The sequence below is a fragment of the Prevotella sp. C0026C3 genome, assembly GCF_056590795.1.
Window position 1 is genome coordinate 186520 of sequence record NZ_JBWPWW010000003.1, and the last position, 14935, is coordinate 201454.

Below are 14935 nucleotides of genomic sequence, written 5' to 3' on the forward strand. Positions count from 1 at the left end.
TGTCAGCATTGCTGCCATGGCTCTTCAGAGTGGTTGCTAGGCCATAGCAGTGATTGAAGAATAGTATTTAAGGAATAAATTAGAAGTGATATGAACTATTCATATCACTTCTTTTCATTTGTTTGGAATGTGATACGGACATTCTCATAACCCATGGATTTGAAGAGACTATAGAATTGCCGTGTGGCATTTTCTTGTGCATGTTCTATGTTTTGCGGCGTAAGACATCTTTGTTTCATCAGCTTATATGCTTTCTTATAAAGTAATTCACGGTCGACATTGGTCCATTTGCCTTCTTCATAAAACGATTGTGTTTTTGTCTCATCAATGAAATCGTTGTCTAGAAGTTTGATAGGTGGGAGCGTGGCTTGGATGGTATCACCATCGGTTTGAATCCAATCGGGTGTGGCTTCATGCATGTTGATACCTATTCGGAGCGTTCCGTAATAGATACGTGCAAGTTTAGAATCGCCGAAGAAGCCTCGTTTCACAGTGTCTACAAACTCTTCGTCGCTGATAGACAAGAACTCCCATTCACCGATATTCTCGATAGACCGAATCTGAGTAGGGGTTATATCTATACGATTGTCGCTGTTGATGGCTACATGATTGTCGCGATTATACCATGTAAAGGTAGTAATGGCGAGTATTATCAATAAGAATAGGGTGATGATGGTAATCCATACAGCTTTTGAGAGATGTTTTAAAGCTGCGAGTATGGGATTGTTATTGGGGTGCTCCATGTGTCTAATTGTTGATCTTCTCTATTGTTGAATAGTCTAATAGTGTTGGTAAGTCGCTGATAGTAAACTCTTTGCGGAATGTTATAATGACATTTTCTTCTGTATATCCCATTTGTTTGATGATAGGAATCAAGGTCCGTGCAGCGCTCTCTTTGGCTTGATTGATGATGCCTAAATGGGGAATATCGTTGATGATAGCTTGTCGCCCTTGCTTCTCGAACGATGTAAGTTCGGCATCACTGAAGTCGGAACGAGTGAACGCTACATATTGTTTTACTTCTCGATGGTTTATCTTCGAACTGGTAAGAACTAGTTTCGGGTCTGGTAATATAATGTTGATTTTATCTCCTTTTTTACGTATGTTCTCTTTTGAGAAGTTGTCGAAGTCAATGTATGCTTTGATGGTTGCGTTCATTGGAATGGCAACTTTGCGATTACCGAGGGGAAGATTGATACTGAAATCCTTGCTCATGAACGAGCCAGAAATCTTCTTTTGGTCATCATGGGTGATGATTTTATGTACCTTACATTCTGCCGTATAGAGCCGAGATGTTCGCTGTATTTGCATAATCATCTGTGGGATGGTGTCAATAGGAGACTCGTTCAATATTTCTGTAGTCTTATGTTGAGAACAGGAACAAAAGAAAACTACAGACATAAATATGTAAAAAAAGAGATATTTCATTTAATGATACTTGTTTAATTGGTGCAAAGATAGTGTAAATGAGCCCAAAGAAAACTTTTTTCTATTTGCCAAATGCAACCTATCTTATGCAAAGATAGTAAAAAAACATAGATGTCTCGTATTTCATATATATTTATTAATTGGGCTTGAATCTTTTGGCAGTAGAAACTGCTAAATTTGTTTTAGCGGTAGATGCCGTTGTTTTTATCGCGGTTTTTTATTAACTTTGCTTCCTAAATGAACCATTGTACGATGCAACGATTTTTATCTTTCATAGTGATAAGCATGCTTGTTGGTGGACTTACTGGCTGTAAGGAAGCCAAAAAGAGCCAAGATATTATCACCCATAAGCCTAAAGCTCAGGTGATAAATAAGAAACCGCAAAAGATTGGAGACTATTTACAAACGCGAAATGTGGAATGGATTGGAGCAACTTATAAGGTTGTGGTATCCAGACAGGCCGACGAAACTTTGAAATTGGTTGTTGATGATAGCGGAAATCGCTACTATGATAACAAAATAACTGTGAAAATACTGCGTAAAGATGGTTCGGAATTCTTTAATCGTACTTTCACTAAAAGTGATTTCGAATCTTATGTGGATGATATTTACAAGAAAAATAGTGCGCTGTTAGGCGTCGTGTTGGATGCAGCACAGGGCGACAGATTGCGCTTTGCAGCCAGCGTGGGCTCACCAGATAAGATGAGTGATGAATACGTTCCTCTGGTTTTGATGATTTCAAGGACAGGAACTGTTGCCATTTCGAAGGATACCCAATTGGATACAGGAGATGGAACACAAAAGACAGAAGACGAGTTGTCTGAGGAAGAGGGGATTTAGTCCCCTCTAATTGTTTATTTTAGAAGTTTTTTGCGAGCAGCTTCAAAGGCTTTGGGATACTTGCTGATGAAGCACATGTTGACTAGGCAATTGGCCAAAATCTCTGCGTTGCTGAGGTCTACACCGCCTTCTTTTGAGATATCTTTGCCAAGGCATACCTCCCATGTAGTCATGAAAGCACTGTCCTCTGCCCCCATATACTGTTCTCCCTTATTGTCTGAATCCATTATTTTATAGCGGATTGCAGCTTTGTTTGGGACTGGTTTCATCTGAAGGATGAGATTGTATGCTGTTTCTAGTGGTTCTCTGTACTTGCTAGTTCCGGGGAACATATCGTTGATGATGGGCATGACTTCATCGAAATCGTATGCCTGAAAGAGTTGATGTAATTTCATTTTGTTTTATTGAATGGGTTGCTTATAATATCTTAATAGCTATATGGGCGCATGCTTCAGCATCGGCTAAGGCGTGATGGTGGTTTTCTAGTATGTAACCGCACTTGGCTGCGACTGTATGTAGTTGATAGTTGGCAATCTCAGTCTTGCGGAATCGTCGGCGTGCACTAGCGAGAGTACAGAAGAAAGGATAGTTTGGATAGGCCAATTCGTAGGCATTGAACACGGCTTTCAAACAGCTTTCGTCGAAAGCTTTGTTGTGAGCGACGAGTGGAAGATGCTTAATCTTGGGAGCAATCTCAGCCCAAACATCAGGAAAACTAGGTGCATCGTCAGTGTCTTCGCGCGTCAATCCATGTACAGCAGTATTGTATGGATTGTAATAATTAGGTACAGGACGAATGAGGTGATAGTATGAATCGGTTATAATCCCATTCTCTACTATCACCACACCTACACTACAAACGCTTGTTCGGTAACCATTTGCAGTCTCAAAATCTATAGCTGCAAAGTCTTTCAACTATACTATTCTTTAGAATTTAGCCATCTTAATGGCAACAACCGCGCATTCATCCCCCTTGTTACCCAGTCGACCACCACAACGATCTTGAGCTTGTTGCAAGTCGTTAGTGGTCAATAGACCATAAACTACGGGAATTTCACTTGTGGCATTGAGCCTTGCGATGCCGGCAGTTACGCCTTGACAGATATAATCAAAATGCGGTGTTTCACCACGAATCACGCATCCTAGAATGATAACAGCGTCATAGCCGCCATTGAGAATCATCTGATGTGCTCCATAAACAAGCTCGAAACTTCCGGGAACAGTCTTCACATGGATGTTCTCTGGCAACGCTCCATGCTTCTCAAGAGTCTTCACTGCGCCATCAAGTAAGGCTCCTGTTACCTCAGGGTTCCATTCTGAGACAACGATACCGAAGCACATGTTGCTTGCATCAGGAACCTTGCTGAGGTCGTAATCTGAAAGATTATGTAATGCTGTTGCCATTATCGTGAAGCGCGTTCTATGTATTTGTCTATTTCCTGACTTTGAACGAGGGCTGAGTTTACATACTTGCTCTTGATATCTTGATAGATTTTCAGGGCTTCATCTTTCTTACCTTGGCTCTCCAATAGTTCACCGGCTTGCAATAAGAAAGTTGGTGACAGACTTACATTTACACCATCATTGCCTTCGCTATCGGCCATATCTGCAGCTTTCTTCAAGTTGCTGATAGCCTTATCCAATTGGTTTACATGAGCGTAAGCATTGCCTAAAGCAGCAACTGCAGCCGGACTTATCATCGCATCATCAGCAGGTGAATACTGATCGAGATATTTTACAGCATCATTCCACTTCTCTAAATTGGCGTAGCAAAGACCTGCATAAAGGTTAGCCAAGTTAGCTGCGTCTGTTCCACTGAAGTCATCTGCAATCTTAACGAAGCCGGCATAACCAGCACCATCGCCATTGAGAGCCTTGTCGAACATCTCGTTGTTAAAGTATTCCTGTCCCTTTCCTAGTTCCGTGCTTGCTTTTTCTTCACGTGGACCGGCTACATAAGCCTTGTAAAGGAAGAATCCTACAATGATAACAATAAGGGCAATGACTGCACCGATGATGGCTTTCTTGTATTTATCAAAGAAAGCTTCTGACTTGTTGAGAGCTTCATTAGCTTCGAAAACTCCCTGTTCGTTCTGTTTTGACATTACTTTATATGTTTTTTATTATTTCGGCTAAAAAGCAAAGGTATACATGTTGAGACCTGTATACCATATTTGTCGCAAAAGTACTGAATATATCTCATATATTGAAATTTATTTATCCCTTTTTTTCGTTTATGAATATCAAAACCCCTAACTTTGCATCTACGATGTTATTGGATAAGATTTCCATTATTAATTTTAAGAATATTGAGTCGGCTGATTTGCAGTTGTCTCCGAAATTGAATTGCCTAATAGGAAGTAATGGTGAAGGGAAGACCAATTTACTAGATGCTATTTACTATCTTTCTTTTTGCCGAAGTGCTTTCAATCCGATTGATTCCCAAATCATGAAGCACGATTCCGACTTCATGGTTTTGGATGGTAAGTATCTCAATGATGCCGGGGATGTAGAGGATGTGTACTGTGGTATGAAGCGCGGACAGCGTAAACGATTCAAGCGGAATAAGAAAGATTATAAGCGATTGGTTGAACATATAGGACTAATACCATTGGTCTTTGTGTCTCCTGCCGACAGTATTTTGATTGAGGGGGGCAGTGATGAGCGTCGCAGATTGATGGATATTGTGATTTCACAATATGATCATGGCTATATGGAAGCCCTGATGGCTTACAATAAAGCGTTGCAGCAGCGTAATGCTTTGCTCAAAATGGAGGCCGAACCTGATGTGCAACTGATGGAAATTTGGGAACAACAGATGGCTGAGAATGGTGAATTTGTGTTCCAAAAACGTGATGCTTTCATCCGGGAATTAGTGCCATTATTCCAACAGATATATCAATCTATTTCTGAAAATAAGGAGACCGTATCCCTAAACTATGTATCACATTGCCAACGTGGCCGCCTTTTGGATGTGATACAACGTGATAGATTCAAAGATAGGGCAGTGGGTTATTCGCTTCACGGTATCCATCGTGATGACATAGAGATGCTTCTTGGAGGCTATCAGTTAAGACGCGAAGGGAGTCAGGGACAGCATAAGACATTTGTATTGGCACTTAAATTGGCGCAATTTGATTTCTTAAAGCGCACATCTTCCAATACAGTTCCTTTGTTATTGCTTGATGATATTTTTGATAAACTGGATGCTCGCCGGGTTGAGCAAATCGTAAAACTGGTATCGGGAGATAGCTATGGGCAGATATTTATGACCGATACTAATCGCGACCACCTTGATCAAATTTTGCAAAGTAGCCATTGTGATTATAAGCTATTTTCAGTTGAGAATGGCGAAATAATAGAGAAAATATAATCAGATATGTTCAAACGACAGGTCTTAACACTCGATGAAGTCCTTAATAAGTTTTTGCGTGTAGAGGGATTGGAGATTCCTCTCAAGCAAAAACGGCTGATTGATTCATGGCCGACAGTCGCAGGACCGACCATAGCTCGTTATACTCAGTCTCTATTTATCAAAAACCAAACCCTCTTGGTCAAGATTTCTAATCCGGCATTACGTCAAGATCTCAGCATGATGAAAGGAAAGTTAGTCACTCGTTTGAATGAACAGGTGGGGGGATTTATCATCTCTGATATTAAGTTTTACTGATTCTCGGCGTTATAAGACTTCATCCATAGGAACATCGTATTCCGATGTCGGTACATAATCTACTTTCTGAAAGTCGAAACATACACCTATTTTATATAGATGTGGTATCTGTGTGAGCAATCTATCATAATACCCTTTGCCCCTTCCGAGTCTGTTTCCATGATTGTCGAAACTCATACCGGGGATAATACCTACCTCTATTTTCTCATACTCAGTAAATAATTCGCCCGTCGGCTCCAATATATGAAAGGCATTATCTGCTTTCAAATCTTGTGTGCCGGTGTATCTTCTAAGGATTAAATCAGTCTCACCGACTATGACAGGTAGGAGGATTTGCTTTCCCATAGCTATCAGTTGGTCGGCTAAGCAATGCGTATCAATTTCGTCGGGAAGCGAATAATAGAGTAGTATATATTTAGCTTGCAGGATACGAGGATGTGAAAGCAATCGTGTAACAATTTCCTTTGACATGGCAGTCAATTGTTCTGGAGTATATTGTTTCTTTCGTTCCCGTATGATTCTGCGTAATGCTTTCTTATCTGTTATTTTCATATTATGATAGCAAATAGGAGTGTGGAATTTCCACACTCCTATCTTTTTATTTCTTGTTCTTTGGAGTCGCAGGCTTTTCAATTACTTTTGGGAAAGCTGCATTTGCTTTGAATACCGCCAAAGTTCGACTGATAACCGGATCTGAAATGTTGATATATTCATTCCATGCTTCTTCATCTAGCATATTATAGATGATTCGGCTGTTGATATACTTGTTGAGTAGGGAGTAGCTACGTTTGATAAGTAGATTACGGCGTTGCAGTCCTTTACCCTCTGCATAGGTTGCAAACTTATCTACTAAGTTCTGCTTTGCAAGATAATCGCTTAACTCCGACATTTCTTTAAAGTTGTTCAACTTCAGTCGATTGTCGTCTGTATAGGTGAAAGCATACTGCAAGATGAGTCCGCTTATGGCTGCTTGCTTGTAGTAAGAAGTCATACCAAGCGTATCTTCCGGTACGAATATGTCCGGCGTAATGCCACCTCCACCATATACTGTACGTCCTATGCCAGTGTGATATGCTGGTCCTGTATGTTTAATACTGTCTTGCGAGAAGTATTCACCATGCTGATAACGGCTTATCAAATCCTGTTCATACTCATTGTATTTGCCGCCTGTATAAGGCTTTTGGATACATCTTCCCGATGGAGTGTAGTAGCGTGCGATGGTTAGTCGAATCATGCTGCCGTCCGGAAAACCGATTTGTTTCTGTACCAATCCCTTTCCGAACGAGCGCCGACCGATGATAGTAGCGCGGTCATTATCCTGCATGGCACCGGCAAAAATTTCAGCCGATGAAGCCGAACCTTCGTTGATAAGTACTATCATTGGGATTTTCTGATAACTTCCATGTCCATCAGAACGATAGTCTTGGCGTGGACTCTTACGTCCTTCAGTATAAACGATAAGCTTATTCTTTGGTAAAAACTCGTTAGCCATTTGTACGGCAGAGTTCAAATAACCGCCTGTATTGTCGCGAAGGTCTATCACTAGATTAGAGAAACCTTCTTGTGAGAGCTTCGCCAATGAGATAAGGAGCTCCGGATATGTAGTTTCTCCAAAGTTCTTAATGCGTATGTAACCGGTATTATCATCAAGCATATAAGTGGCAGCGATGCTCTTTACCGGAATATCAGCACGTGTAACAGTGAAGTATTTAGCCTCTTTGACACCATAGCGCAGTACTCCAATCTTGACTTTTGTGTCTTTCGGACCTTTCAATCGGTGCATAGCTTCGCTTTGTGTTACCATCTTTCCGGCGAAAGGTTTACCGTCAATGCTTACGATTTTATCCCCTGCCAAGATGCCAGCCCTTTCTGCCGGCCCGTTTTTAATGACGTTTTGGACGTGTATAGTATCTTCTCTAATGGTGAATTCAATACCGACTCCAGAGAAAGAACCTTTCAAATCATCACTGGCAGCCTGTACGTCTGCTGCACTGATATAGACTGAGTGGGGATCCAATTCAGACAGTATCTGCGGGATGGCATGGTCTACCAAAGAGTCCATATTCACCTTATCCACGTATTGATCATCAATGATGTGCAGCAGATTGTTGAGCCTGTTACTACCCGAATTGATAATATTCAGTCTGTTTCCAGAGAAATGATTGGCGTAAAATGTACCGATAATAATACCTAAGACAACACTAAGTGCCATCAATAGCGGCATATAACGATTCTTATTTTGATTCATTGTCGTCAGGATTTAAATATATTACTTCTATATTTGCCCTCTTTAATAAGTTGATACCATCTTCCAAACGGTACTTCTCACCGTAAACAACGCGTTTGATACCGGCTTGGATAATCAGCTTGGCACACTCTATACAGGGAGAAGCCGTCACATAGAGCGTACTCCCATCGCTGTTGTTTGACGATCGTGCCAACTTGGTGATGGCATTGGCTTCTGCGTGTAGCACGTAGGGCTTGGTCAACTTGTTCTCGTCTTCGCACACATTTTCAAAACCACTGGGCGTTCCGTTGTAGCCGTCACTGATAATCATCTTGTCTTTAACCACCAATGCGCCTACCTTTCTGCGCTCACAATAAGAGTTTTCTGCCCATATTCTAGCCATGCGCAGATATCTTAAATCTAGTTTCTCTTGCTTCTTATTCATGGTTATGCTTGCTTGATACCATTGCGAACCAACAATGCTTCAATGGTAGGCTCTTGTCCGCGGAATCGCTTATAGAGCGTCATAGGGTGCTCAGTACCACCTTTTGATAGCACGTTATCTCTAAAACTTTGGGCTGTTTTTACATCGAAGATGCCGTTTTTCTTAAATAGACTGAACGCATCAGCATCTAATACCTCTGCCCACTTGTAGCTATAGTAGCCTGCCGCATACCCTCCGGCCATAATGTGTGAGAACTGCACGGTCATACATGTATCGGGTTGTTGCTTGGTAATGATTGCTTCTTCCCATGCCTTCTTCTCAAATGGGATGATGTCGGCATCGAAAACATCTTTCCGTGTGTAGTAAGCCATATCTAAAAGTCCAAAACTTACTTGGCGTAAACAGTTGTAGGCGGCCATGAAGTTGCGGCTACGGACAATGCGGTCTATCAACTCGTCGGGTAATGGCTCGCCTGTTTGATAATGGAAAGCAAAGGTGCGTAGAAACTCTTTCTCTATCGAATAGTTCTCCATGAACTGTGATGGTAGCTCAACAAAATCCCACCATACGTTGGTACCACTTAGGCTCTCGAAGCGAGTATTGGCAAACATGCCGTGGAGGGAGTGTCCAAATTCGTGTAAGAAAGTTTCTACTTCGCTCAGTGTCAGCAATGCAGGCTTCTCGTCGGTAGGTTTGGTTAAGTTCATTACTACGCTTACGTGCGGACGCACGTTCACTCCTTTGTGGTCTATCCACTGGCCTTGGAATTCTGTCATCCATGCCCCGCCTTGTTTGCCTTTGCGCGGATGGAAGTCGGCATAGAATACAGCCAAATAGCTTCCGTCTTTGTCGTAGACCTCGTATGCTTTTACATCAGGATGGTACACCTGTATATCTTTGGCTTCTTTGAAAGTGATTCCATAAAGCCGGTTGGCCAATCCGAATACGCCATCAATAACTTTTGACAATTCAAAATAGGGGCGGAGCATTTCTGCATCAAGATTGTACTTCTCCATTTGCAGCTTGTGGCTGTAGTAACCGAAGTCCCATGGCTCCAGTTGGAAGTTGTCGCTTTCGGTCTGTTTAGCCAACTGTTCAATCTCTTTTACCTCTTCTATGGCAGTCGGTTTGTATGCTTTGAGGAGGTCGTCTAGGAGTTTATATACGTTGTCTATATTGCTGGCCATACGATGTTTCAGTACATAGTCAGCGTAAGTGTCGTATCCTAACAGTTGGGCAATCTCTCTTCTAAGGTTTACTAGTCGCTTGCATATCTCCAGATTGTTCTCGCTGTTGTTGTGTGTACACTCAGTGTTGCGAGCCATGTACATTTGCTTGCGTAATTCTCGACATGCAGAATAGGTCATGAAAGGACTGTAGCTGGGGTAATCGAGTGTGAATATCCATCCCGTCTCATTCTTTTCTTTTGCTGTTTGCGCAGCAGCTTCGATAGCTGTATCAGGCAGTCCTGCAAGGTCTTTCTCGTCTGTCAGGTGTAGCGTGAAAGCTTTATTCTCTTTCAACAGGTTTTGTGAGAACTGTAAAGAGAGTACGCCGGCTTCTTCTGTCAGTTTGCGTAAGGTCTCTTTTTGTTCATCATTGAGCAGCGCACCACTTCTAACAAAACCGTCATAACTGGTTTCGAGCAACATTTGCTCTTCGGGTGTAAGGTCGCGATGATGGTTGTAGACATATTGGATACGCTCGAACAAACGCTTGTTTAGTTTGACATCGTTGGCGTGCTGTGTCAATATTGGGCTGAGTTTTTGAGCCAATTCGTCTAGCTCATCGTTGGTCTCGGCACTCAACATGCATGAGAAGACGTTGGATACGCGGTCCAATAAGTCGTAATAATGTTCGCCTTTCTCTGTGTCTACACGTATAATGGTGTTCTCGAATGTCGGTGTTTCCTTGTCGTTGATAATCTTCTGAATCTCTTCATCATCACGACGGATTCCCTCCATGAACGCCTCTTCAAAGTCAGATGTCTGAATGGAGTTGAAGGGGATAGTATCATGTGGAGTATTATACGGTTTTAAAAAAGGATTAATACGATTTTCTTTCTCTATTTGATTCTCATTCATACTAATTTAGTAAAAGCTATTTGCAGCTGTAAAGTTACGCTAAATCAGGATAATAACAAAATTTACTATCGCTTTTTTAGCTAATTTATGGAACCGAGCATACTATGCTTGTTTTGCTGCAACAACTTGGCAATATTGCTGTTTAGATTTTTCAGTAAAACTGCCGTTTTTAGGCAGGGAAATTGTTAGGCCTCTGCAGTCGTCTGATAAGAAATATATGGTAAGGTAAATGAGTCATGAATGCATCATAACGATGTCTTGATAGACTGTATAAAAAGAAAATCGAGTAGTCCGATAACAGACTACTCGATTTTCTTGATGCTTATAATCCCTTTGCCTTGAGCAGTGCTGCGGCATCAGGTTCTTTTAATCCTGTGAAATCGGAGAAGATGCTCATTAAGTCAAGGGTGTTGCCCTTGCTTAATACTTTGGTGCGGAAAGCGTCACCAACTTGGCGTGTCAATGCTCCATGGGTAGCGAAATAGTCGGCAACATTGACTGCTAACACCTCACTCCAAAGATAGCTATAGTATCCGGCTGCATATCCACCGCCCCATACATGATTGAAATATGAAGTGTGATAGCGGGGAGGTATCTGATTGTCTAAGAGGCCAATCTCTCTCAATGCTGTAGCTTCAAACTCGTTAGCCTTATCTGCTGAAGGCACTTGAGAAGCCTCAAGGCAATGCCATGCCATATCGGCACAAGTGGCAGCGAGGTTCTCGCCAAGGGCGTAAGCAGATTGGAAGGTGAGCGAGTTCATCATCTTGGCTTTCAAATCTTCGGGCATCGGCTCGTTGGTTTGATATTGGCGAGCATAATTGTTGAACACTTCGGGAATGCTGGCAAATGATTCATTGAATTGCGATGGCATTTCTACGAAGTCGCGTGTTACAGCTGTTCCACTTAAAGTATTGTATTTACAATTGGAAAGCATACCGTGGAGGGCGTGTCCAAACTCGTGGAATAGCGTACATACATCGTCCCATGTGATGAGTGTTGGTTGTCCTTCGGGAGCCTTTGCGTAGTTGCAAACGTTGTAGATGAGTGGTAATTGATCACGTAGTTTGCTTTGTTTGGCAAACGAACTCATCCACGCTCCACCTCGTTTGGTTGGTCTACGATAGTAATCGCAATAGAATAAAGCTATTTGCTTGCCGTTCTCGTCCAGCACATCAAATACTTGCATGTCCTTATGATAGGTGGGCAGATCCTTACGTTCTTTGAAATTGAGACCGTAAACACGATGTGCGGCGTAGAAAACACCCTTGATGAGTACGGTATCTATATTGAAATAAGGTTTTACATCGTCGTCAGAAAAATTGAACTGCTCCTTTTTCATCTTTGCAGAATAGTAGAAACGGTCGTAAGGTTGGAGTTTAAAATCAGCTCCTTCTGTCTTACGAGCATATTCTTCGATAGCTTTTGTTTCGGCTTCAGCTTTAGGTTGGTATGCTTTGATGAGTTTTTTCAAGAAGTTGTAGGCATTAGTTGGATTCTTGGCCATTGCTTTGTCTAGAGAGTAAGAAGCGTAGTCCTTGAATCCCATGAGTTGAGCTTTCTCAGCACGCAAGCGTGCAATCTCCGATACAAGTGGGAATGTGTTGAAGCTACCGGTGCCATCAGCGCGGTGGATTGAGGCCTCGAAGACACGTTGACGTAAGTTTCGGTTAGCAAGACTTGCCAAGATTGGCTGTTGTGTGGTGTTGGTAATGACGATACAGTAAGGCGCTTTACCACCACGACTTTCGGCATCTTTCTTGCATTGTGCAATATCTGTATCGCTCAATCCCGCGAGTTCCTTGACGTCATTCACCCATACGGCTGCGGCATTGGCAGCTTTGGGAAGCATGTTACCAAACTCTTGTTGTAGTTTGGCCAAACGATTATTGATGGTCTCCATGCGCTTCATTTTCTCAGGAGACAGCAAGGCGCCGGAACGCACGAAGCCTTTATAGACGTCTTCAAGCAGTTTGCGATCTTCTCCGGTAAGCGATTTCTGTTGATGATCGTAGACGTATTTGATACGTTTGAAAAGCTTTTGATTGAAGCTAACTTCATTTTCAAAGGCTGTGAGTAGCGGTATAATGGTATTCTCTGCTTGCTCTAACTCCGATGTTTTGTCGGCTTCGGCCACAGCATTGAATATACTGCTAACGCGGTCTAAGAGTAAACCGCTCTTCTCGTATGCCAAAATCGTGTTGTTGAAAGTTGGAGTTTGCTTGTTATTAACGATGTTGGCAATCTCCTGTCGTTGCTGTTTGATACCGGCTTGAATAGCAGGTACATAGTCGGATGACTTGATTTTGCTGAAGTCGGGTGCACCAAATGGGAGTGTACTGGGTGTCATGAGTGAATTGGTTACGCGAGTTTGTGCTTTCTTTTTAGTTACGCCTTGAGTCATTTGTAAGCATGGAATGGCGCAAGTAAACATAGCGATAAGAAGCACTTTCTTTGTTTTTGTGTTCATAATTTATATGCATTGCAAATTAAATATTTTTGGAATTTTATGTGATAGGCTTACCTAAATGCTCTAAAGCTGGAATGATGATATAACCACGTTTAAGAGTTAGTTGGCCTAAGTCTTGCATTTCGTTGAGTGCACGGGATATGTCTAACCTACTATCATTCAGTTCTTCAGCCAGTTGTTGCATCTTTATTTTGATTGTCTTTGGCCCTGCTGGGCGTAGACAGCGGTCGGTGACGAAGCGAGCAATACGCTCCTTGAGGTTTTCTGGAACGTGTCTTAAGGGGGCATGTTGCATTCGCTGACTCTTAGTAGAGATGATGTTGAGTAGGCTCATACGGAAGATGGCATACTCAGTTGATAATTTCATTATCTCGTTTTTGTCGAGACTCATCACGTAACATTTCGTTTCGGCGGTGAAGGTTTTGCTGAAACGTTGTGTAAGACCAAAAAGATGTTCGGGTTGAAGAATGTCTGGAGCCGAGATGTGTTCTGTGATTTGATAGCTGTAATCGTCGGCTTGAGTCGTGACAAGCAGGTTACCTGTCAGTAGAAAATAAAGATGTGTGCAGGGCGAATCGGCAACAACAATGGGTTGTCCGGACTCGTATTTGTGGAAACCAAACTTGGTTTCTCCCACAATCGTTTCAAGTTCGGAGCGACTTAAGCCTTGGAATAGTGGGAGAGTAACGAGTTTGTGATATAAATGAATATCATATTCTTGCATCTGTATAGAGGTTCCTATTTTACAATCTTGTTCTTAAGCGATGGCGAATACCATACTGCTAGGCGGTTGTTATTATCGGAATAGATGAAATAGGCCATGAGGTCAGGGTGCTGGTTCAACACTTTCTTGGCTTCATCAATACCCAATACCATGAAAGCTGTGGCATATGCGTCGGCTTTGGCGCATGTATTGGCAAGCACAGTAGCCGATAAGAGGCTGTGTTGGACGGGATACCCAGTATGCGGATCAATGGTATGAGCATACTTCTTGCCACCTTTGTAATAGAAGTTGCGGTAGTTTCCGCTGGTAGCCATGGCTTTGTCGGTGACGTTCAAGACGGTTTGGAGTTCTTGATTGATTTGCAATGAGTCGTCGGTAGGTTTGGTTACACCAATCTTCCATGGTATTCGCTTCTCGCTGATACCACATGTTACAACCTCGCCACCAATTTCTATCATGAAGTTTTTGATACCTCTGCTTTTCAAGAATCTTGCTACACAGTCGCTTCCGTAGCCTTTTGCGATGGCACTACAGTCAAGCATAACACGCGGGTCAGCCTTGGTTACAGTATTGTTCTTGAGTGATACCTTGTTGTATCCAACGATATTTAAGAGTGAATCAATCTTTTGCTTATTGGGATTCTTGCCTTGTTTAAAACCGAATCCCCATAGATTGACAAGTGGAGCCACGGTAATATCAAAGGCACCATGGGTCTGTAGAGAAATCTCTTCGGCCATGTTGAAAACCTCATTGAACAGTCTGTCGGTCTTGACGGTCTGGTTATTGTTGATTCGTGTGATGATGGAAGACTTGTTAAAAGTCGATAATGAGTTATCTACTTTATTCAGTTCTGCAACAATTTCCTGATTCAGGTCGGTTTCACTTTGGTAAGTAATGTTATACACAGTACCAAAGATATTGCCTGTATTGTGCTGATAAGGCATTGAACGTTGCTGCTTGATAATATAAATTGTACCGATAATCAGTACAATCAAGAATGGTAATTGCCAAGCGAGTTGTTTTCTTTTTTTCGTCTCCATATCTTTT

The 14935-nt window shown here is 42.1% G+C and carries 16 protein-coding genes; 3 read left to right on the forward strand and 13 right to left on the reverse strand.

All coding sequences use genetic code 11. The features are described from left to right. Positions 1-104: 104 nt before the first annotated feature. Complete coding sequence (locus AC1EK4_RS03090; RefSeq protein WP_036896519.1) at positions 105-743, reverse strand: DUF4230 domain-containing protein; 639 nt, start codon at positions 741-743, stop codon at positions 105-107. Between the two features lie 4 nt (positions 744-747). After that, complete coding sequence (locus AC1EK4_RS03095) at positions 748-1428, reverse strand: DUF4230 domain-containing protein (RefSeq protein WP_480356964.1); 681 nt, start codon at positions 1426-1428, stop codon at positions 748-750. Positions 1429-1680: 252 nt separating this feature from the next. Between AC1EK4_RS03095 and AC1EK4_RS03100 the strand changes: the two genes are divergently transcribed. Next, the gene (locus AC1EK4_RS03100; RefSeq protein WP_480356965.1) at positions 1681-2268 is read left to right on the forward strand and encodes a DUF4738 domain-containing protein; all 588 of its coding nucleotides are present in this window, start codon (positions 1681-1683) and stop codon (positions 2266-2268) included. 14 nt (positions 2269-2282) lie between these two features. Here the strand turns inward: AC1EK4_RS03100 and AC1EK4_RS03105 are convergent, their stop codons facing one another. Genes AC1EK4_RS03105 through AC1EK4_RS03120 form a run of 4 tightly spaced genes read right to left on the reverse strand, consistent with a single transcriptional unit; the run spans position 2283 to position 4373 of the window. After that, a complete protein-coding gene (locus tag AC1EK4_RS03105) occupies positions 2283-2663 on the reverse strand; it encodes a DUF6557 family protein (protein ID WP_036896516.1) in 381 nt (126 codons plus the stop codon). 22 nt (positions 2664-2685) lie between these two features. After that, complete coding sequence (locus AC1EK4_RS03110; protein ID WP_480356967.1) at positions 2686-3183, reverse strand: 3'-5' exonuclease; 498 nt, start codon at positions 3181-3183, stop codon at positions 2686-2688. A gap of 12 nt (positions 3184-3195) precedes the next feature. After that, a complete protein-coding gene (ribH, locus tag AC1EK4_RS03115; RefSeq protein ID WP_036896514.1) occupies positions 3196-3672 on the reverse strand; it encodes a 6,7-dimethyl-8-ribityllumazine synthase in 477 nt (158 codons plus the stop codon). Next, positions 3672-4373, reverse strand: coding sequence for a tetratricopeptide repeat protein (locus AC1EK4_RS03120; protein ID WP_062434792.1), 702 nt, complete (start codon positions 4371-4373; stop codon positions 3672-3674). Before AC1EK4_RS03120 ends, ribH begins: the two co-directional genes overlap by 1 nt. 164 nt (positions 4374-4537) lie before the next feature. On the opposite strand from AC1EK4_RS03120, the gene recF reads away from it, so the two are divergent. Next, positions 4538-5641, forward strand: a complete 1104-nt coding sequence (recF, locus tag AC1EK4_RS03125; RefSeq protein WP_036896512.1) for a DNA replication/repair protein RecF — start codon at positions 4538-4540, stop codon at positions 5639-5641. 6 nt (positions 5642-5647) lie between these two features. After that, positions 5648-5938: a DciA family protein gene (locus AC1EK4_RS03130; RefSeq protein ID WP_480356969.1), complete on the forward strand. Its 291-nt coding sequence runs from the start codon at positions 5648-5650 to the stop codon at positions 5936-5938. Between the two features lie 9 nt (positions 5939-5947). Here AC1EK4_RS03130 and AC1EK4_RS03135 read toward each other — a convergent pair whose 3' ends face one another. The 7 genes from AC1EK4_RS03135 to AC1EK4_RS03165 form a co-directional block, all read right to left on the reverse strand. Next, the gene (locus AC1EK4_RS03135; protein ID WP_480356970.1) at positions 5948-6490 is read right to left on the reverse strand and encodes a 5-formyltetrahydrofolate cyclo-ligase; all 543 of its coding nucleotides are present in this window, start codon (positions 6488-6490) and stop codon (positions 5948-5950) included. 46 nt (positions 6491-6536) lie between these two features. Beyond that, positions 6537-8186 carry a S41 family peptidase gene (locus AC1EK4_RS03140; protein WP_062434805.1) on the reverse strand — a complete coding sequence of 550 codons (1650 nt, stop codon included), beginning with the start codon at positions 8184-8186 and terminating at the stop codon, positions 6537-6539. After that, positions 8173-8610, reverse strand: coding sequence for a deoxycytidylate deaminase (locus AC1EK4_RS03145; protein ID WP_036896505.1), 438 nt, complete (start codon positions 8608-8610; stop codon positions 8173-8175). Before AC1EK4_RS03145 ends, AC1EK4_RS03140 begins: the two co-directional genes overlap by 14 nt. A gap of 2 nt (positions 8611-8612) precedes the next feature. Next, positions 8613-10694 carry a M3 family metallopeptidase gene (locus tag AC1EK4_RS03150; RefSeq protein ID WP_480356972.1) on the reverse strand — a complete coding sequence of 694 codons (2082 nt, stop codon included), beginning with the start codon at positions 10692-10694 and terminating at the stop codon, positions 8613-8615. Between the two features lie 322 nt (positions 10695-11016). Then, entirely contained in the window at positions 11017-13098 is a 2082-nt protein-coding gene (locus AC1EK4_RS03155) for a M3 family metallopeptidase (protein WP_480356997.1), read from the reverse strand. Positions 13099-13201: 103 nt separating this feature from the next. Next, entirely contained in the window at positions 13202-13888 is a 687-nt protein-coding gene (locus AC1EK4_RS03160; protein WP_480356974.1) for a Crp/Fnr family transcriptional regulator, read from the reverse strand. A gap of 14 nt (positions 13889-13902) precedes the next feature. Next, entirely contained in the window at positions 13903-14928 is a 1026-nt protein-coding gene (locus AC1EK4_RS03165; protein WP_480356975.1) for an FAD:protein FMN transferase, read from the reverse strand. Between the last annotated feature and the right edge of the window lie 7 nt (positions 14929-14935).

What these genes read in the sequence shown, in the direction of transcription:
- AC1EK4_RS03165 (WP_480356975.1), bottom strand. Translation starts at nt 14,928, where the DNA reads ATGGAGACGAAAAAAAGAAAACAACTCGCTTGGCAATTACCATTCTTG.
- ribH (WP_036896514.1), bottom strand. Translation starts at nt 3,672, where the DNA reads ATGGCAACAGCATTACATAATCTTTCAGATTACGACCTCAGCAAGGTT.
- AC1EK4_RS03160 (WP_480356974.1), bottom strand. Translation starts at nt 13,888, where the DNA reads ATGCAAGAATATGATATTCATTTATATCACAAACTCGTTACTCTCCCA.
- AC1EK4_RS03140 (WP_062434805.1), bottom strand. Translation starts at nt 8,186, where the DNA reads ATGAATCAAAATAAGAATCGTTATATGCCGCTATTGATGGCACTTAGT.
- AC1EK4_RS03155 (WP_480356997.1), bottom strand. Translation starts at nt 13,098, where the DNA reads ATGACTCAAGGCGTAACTAAAAAGAAAGCACAAACTCGCGTAACCAAT.
- AC1EK4_RS03150 (WP_480356972.1), bottom strand. Translation starts at nt 10,694, where the DNA reads ATGAATGAGAATCAAATAGAGAAAGAAAATCGTATTAATCCTTTTTTA.
- AC1EK4_RS03120 (WP_062434792.1), bottom strand. Translation starts at nt 4,373, where the DNA reads ATGTCAAAACAGAACGAACAGGGAGTTTTCGAAGCTAATGAAGCTCTC.
- AC1EK4_RS03095 (WP_480356964.1), bottom strand. Translation starts at nt 1,428, where the DNA reads ATGAAATATCTCTTTTTTTACATATTTATGTCTGTAGTTTTCTTTTGT.
- AC1EK4_RS03135 (WP_480356970.1), bottom strand. Translation starts at nt 6,490, where the DNA reads ATGAAAATAACAGATAAGAAAGCATTACGCAGAATCATACGGGAACGA.
- AC1EK4_RS03130 (WP_480356969.1), top strand. Translation starts at nt 5,648, where the DNA reads ATGTTCAAACGACAGGTCTTAACACTCGATGAAGTCCTTAATAAGTTT.
- AC1EK4_RS03145 (WP_036896505.1), bottom strand. Translation starts at nt 8,610, where the DNA reads ATGAATAAGAAGCAAGAGAAACTAGATTTAAGATATCTGCGCATGGCT.
- AC1EK4_RS03105 (WP_036896516.1), bottom strand. Translation starts at nt 2,663, where the DNA reads ATGAAATTACATCAACTCTTTCAGGCATACGATTTCGATGAAGTCATG.
- AC1EK4_RS03090 (WP_036896519.1), bottom strand. Translation starts at nt 743, where the DNA reads ATGGAGCACCCCAATAACAATCCCATACTCGCAGCTTTAAAACATCTC.
- AC1EK4_RS03100 (WP_480356965.1), top strand. Translation starts at nt 1,681, where the DNA reads ATGCAACGATTTTTATCTTTCATAGTGATAAGCATGCTTGTTGGTGGA.
- recF (WP_036896512.1), top strand. Translation starts at nt 4,538, where the DNA reads ATGTTATTGGATAAGATTTCCATTATTAATTTTAAGAATATTGAGTCG.